2 protein-coding genes and 2 pseudogenes are annotated in these 3,932 nt (G+C 74.8%); all 4 read right to left on the reverse strand.

Features of this window, described 5'->3' with window-relative positions; genetic code table 11:
- Positions 1-944 (reverse strand): annotated as a pseudogene (locus tag GTW08_RS16190) (hypothetical protein); the annotation flags it as partial.
- 41 nt (positions 945-985) lie between these two features.
- The gene (locus GTW08_RS16195; RefSeq protein WP_083658470.1) at positions 986-1,969 is read right to left on the reverse strand and encodes an SGNH/GDSL hydrolase family protein; all 984 of its coding nucleotides are present in this window, start codon (positions 1,967-1,969) and stop codon (positions 986-988) included.
- 193 nt (positions 1,970-2,162) lie between these two features.
- On the reverse strand, positions 2,163-3,479 hold the full coding sequence (speD, locus tag GTW08_RS16200) for an adenosylmethionine decarboxylase (protein ID WP_304580069.1): 1,317 nt from the start codon (positions 3,477-3,479) through the stop codon (positions 2,163-2,165).
- 11 nt (positions 3,480-3,490) lie between these two features.
- Positions 3,491-3,932: pseudogene (locus tag GTW08_RS16205) on the reverse strand (type III PLP-dependent enzyme); the annotation flags it as partial.

A 3,932-nucleotide genomic window follows, 5' to 3' on the forward strand; every position in this document is an offset into this window, starting at 1 on the left:
GGCGTCCCGACGGCGGTGGCCGCGGCGAGGGCCCGCAACCCCTCGGCCAGCTCGGCGCGGTCGCCGTCGGGGATCGGGTCGTGGTGCTCGACCGACCGGCGGACCGACATGGCGACCCGTTCGGCGGCGAGCTCGGAGTCGATGATCCACTGCCGCAGGCCCGCGACGGGCCCGGCCACGGCGTCGGGGCCGGTGTCGGTGCCGCTGTCGGTGTCGTCGAGCCGGTCGGTCACCAGCAGCGCGGTCTCGTTGAGCCGGGCCTGGGCGCGCACCAGCGGGTCGAGGTCGGGCTCGCCGTCGGCGTTCTCGACCGCCTCGACGGCGGTGAGCAGCAGCGCGTGCAGCCGCGCCTCGAACGCCCGGAACAGCGCGTCCAGCACGGCCTCGGAGCGGCGGGTGAACACCAGGCAGCGCAGCAGGAAGGTGCTGCCGATGCCGATCACCACCCCGGCCAGCAGGAACGGCAGCTCGCCGGGGCCGGCGTGCAGGAACTGCACGAAGAAGAACGGCATGAACGCCGCCATGCCGAGCGCGACCCCGCGCGGCCCGTACCGCCTGACCGCGACGGCGATCATCATGACCAGGACGAACACGACGTCGGCCGCGACCCGGTTCGTCGACAGCAGCGCGGACACCGTCGCCGACGCCGCGGCGGGCACGACCATCAGGGCGGTGGTGACCCGCCGTCGCCGCAGGTCGTTCTCGTTCACCGCCAGGTTGCTGATCATCGCCAGCACCACGGAGAACAGCACGATCGTGATCGGCTGCCCGGTCAGAGCACGCAGCACGCTCGCGGCGACCGCGGCCAGCAGCATCGCCGCGGTCGCGACCGAGGCCAGGTGCAGCCGGGTGTGGCCCGGGTCGACCGCGGCCGCCCACGTCCGCAGCTCGCCCCACCGGGCCGGCACCGGCAGACGTCGTCCCCGCTCGACCGTCCCCGTCACGGTGCGAGTCTGACACGCACCGCGTGCCGGAGGTCCCTACCTCAGTTCGCGGTGCGGGCCTGCGGCGGCAGCGACTCGGTCGGCACCGGGTTGGTCGCCCCCGGGACCGGCAGCGAGGTGGGCCGGGCGACCCGGATGCCGAGCACGTCACCGGCGGCCGCGGCCATCGCGCGCATCCCCTGGGCGTTGGGGTGCACCGGCGCGGCGGGCGAGGTCGGGACCAGGCCCTCGACCCACTTCACGCCGGGCAGCGTGCAGGCGTCGTGACCGATGGTCGGGGTGTAGGTGTCGACGTAGTCGACACCGGCGTCGCGGGCGGCGTCGGCCAGCATCGCGTTGAGCTTCTTCTCGGTCTCGCGCAGGTAGGCGGTGTCGCCCGGGCTGAACGGGATGACCGGGTAGCAGCCGGGACCGGTGTCCGGGAGGATCGACGGGTACCCGACGACGGCGACCCGTGCGGCGGGCGACCGGTCGCGGATCGTCGCGAGCACGTCGGAGACCTTGGACTCGGTGTCGTCGATCCGCTCGGCGAGCTGGTCGGTGCCGCCCGCGGTGTAGAAGTCCTTGCAGGCCGCGCCGAACAGGTTCGCCGAGGAGCGGCGCACGCACTCGCCGATGATCCCGGAGAAGCCGATGTCGTTGCCGCCGATGGTCAGGGTGACCAGCGACTCGGAGCCGTCGAGGGCGTCGAGCTGCGGCGGGTTCGGCCCGGCCTGGACCTGCTGCGGGGCGGTCATGTCCTCGGTCGTCGCGCCGCTGCAGGACACGTCGGTGAAGCGGCCGATGCCGGCCGAGCGCGCGAGCACCGACGGGTAGTTCTGGTTGGAGCGCAGGCACCCGGACGGCGTGCCCTGCTGCACCGGGACCAGCGGGCCTGCGGCGTAGGAGTCGCCCAGGGCGACGAAGCGCCCGACCGGGGCGGTGTCGAGGTTGCGCGCGGACAGCGTGGTCTCGGCGAACGTGGTCGGCGCCTCCGCCTGCGCGGGCGCGAGGGCGCTCATCCCCGCCGAGCTCAGCAGGGTCATGGTCGCCACGGCGAGCCACCGGGACGGACGGGGACGGCGCACGGGCTCTCGGACCTCCGGTCGGACGTCGCCGGCGTGGGCACGCCGGTCCTGACCGACCAACGATCATCGTCGCCGACCGGTTACGCCCCGTTCGGCGCACGTGACGGGCCGGGTCCGACCCGGCCCGTCACGCACCGTGGGCGGGGCTCGCTCAGTCGGTGAGCCTGCGCAGCGACAGCGGTGCCACCAGGCGGTGCCGCAGCGCGGTCGCGTCCCAGAGCTCCGGCTGCGACGGCATCGACGCGAGCCGCCCGGCGGCGACCGCGCCGGGGTCGTCCATCGGCTCGCGGACACCGGCGAGGAAGGCCCACTCGTGCTCCTCGCAGCCGATGTAGACCCCGCGCCCGCCGGTCTCGCCGAACACCGCGGCGAAGCGCTGCCAGGCCGAGCGCAGCGTCGCGTCCCGCCACACCGCCGGGCTGCCCGCCTGGAACACCAGGACCCCGCCGGGGGTGAGCCGCTGCGCGCAGGCGCGGACGAAGTCCTCCTCGTAGAGCCGGTTGATCTGGGCGTCGGGCTCGTCGGGGCGCTCGTCGGGCAGGTCGACGACCACCAGGTCCCAGTGCTCGTCGGATTCCAGGACGAACTGCCGACCGTCGCCGTAGGTCAGGTGCACCGGGCCGTCGCCGCGCTCGGCCGCGGCGAGGGACTCGGGGGTGTAGCCGTAGGGCAGGTGCTCGGCACAGATCCGGACGGCCTCGGTGTCGATGTCGACGTGGTCGACCCGGCTCGCACCGGCAGCGACCGCCATCTCCGACGCGACACCCTCGGAGGAGCCGACGATCAGCACCCGGTCCAGCTCGCGGGCCAGCAGGGCGCCGGGCCACACCAGCGCCTCGTGGTAGGTGAGCTGGGTGTGCTCGGTGGACTGGCGCTCGTCGTCGCAGAAGAGGGTGACGCCGTGCGCGGTGTCGGCGACCACGACGTGCTGGAACCCGGTGTGCGCGACGTGGTGGACCCGGCCGAGGTCCCAGCGCCGGGTCAGGCCGGGCGAGAGGGGCTCGGTGACGGTGCGCGGGGCGCCGCCGCGGTCCACGACCTGCAGCGCGGTGTCGGTCGCGCCGACACGCTCGGCGAGGCGGCGCACGGCGTCGACCGGGTCGGCGCTCTCGCCGCAGGTGAACACGTCGACGTGCATGCCGCCGTGCTCGGGCCAGGTGTGGATCGAGGCGTGCGACTCGGCCAGGACCGCGACGACGGTCGCCCCCTGCGGCTCGAACCGTTCGACGACCACCTGGCGGACCTGGGCCCCGGCCTCGGTCAGCGCGGCGGTCAGGTCGCTGCGCAGGCGGTCGCAGTCGTCGAGGATCTCGGGGGCGATGCCACCGAGCTCGGCCAGGACGTGTCTGCCGACCGGTGACGACGTGCTGGGCAGCGCGGGTGCGCCCGTCCCGAGCCCGACGGCCGGATGCAGTTCTCCGGCCGCGGCGGCGGGCACGGACATGATCGGCGAGGTGGAGGATGACACGTCCGGACACGTTAACCGGGATGTGGGAGCGACGCCCCCTCCCCCGCGACGAGCACCTCCAGCGGGCCGAACCCGTTGAACCCGACCGAGGCGTAGCTCGAGGTGTAGGCGCCGGCCCCGAGCAGGTCGACCACGTCGCCCGCGGCCAGGTCCAGCGGCAGCGCGACCGGGGTGCGGCGGTAGAGGACGTCGTCGCCGTCACAGGTGGGGCCCGCGACGACGACCGGTCCGCGCGGGCCGCTGCGCCCGGGCACGCGCAGCGGATAGGCGATCGCCTCGCCCTCGGTCTCGGCGAGACCCTGGTAGCGGCCGACGTCGAGGTAGACCCAGCGGCGGTGGTCCACGCCCGGGCGGCGGGACACGCGCAGCACCCGGGCGCGCAGCACCCCGGCCGGGGCGACCAGCGCGCGGCCCGGTTCCAGCAGCAGCGTCGCGCCGTCCACGTGCCCGGCG

This window comes from Pseudonocardia sp. SID8383, assembly GCF_009864975.1.
Taxonomy (GTDB): domain Bacteria; phylum Actinomycetota; class Actinomycetes; order Mycobacteriales; family Pseudonocardiaceae; genus Pseudonocardia; species Pseudonocardia alni.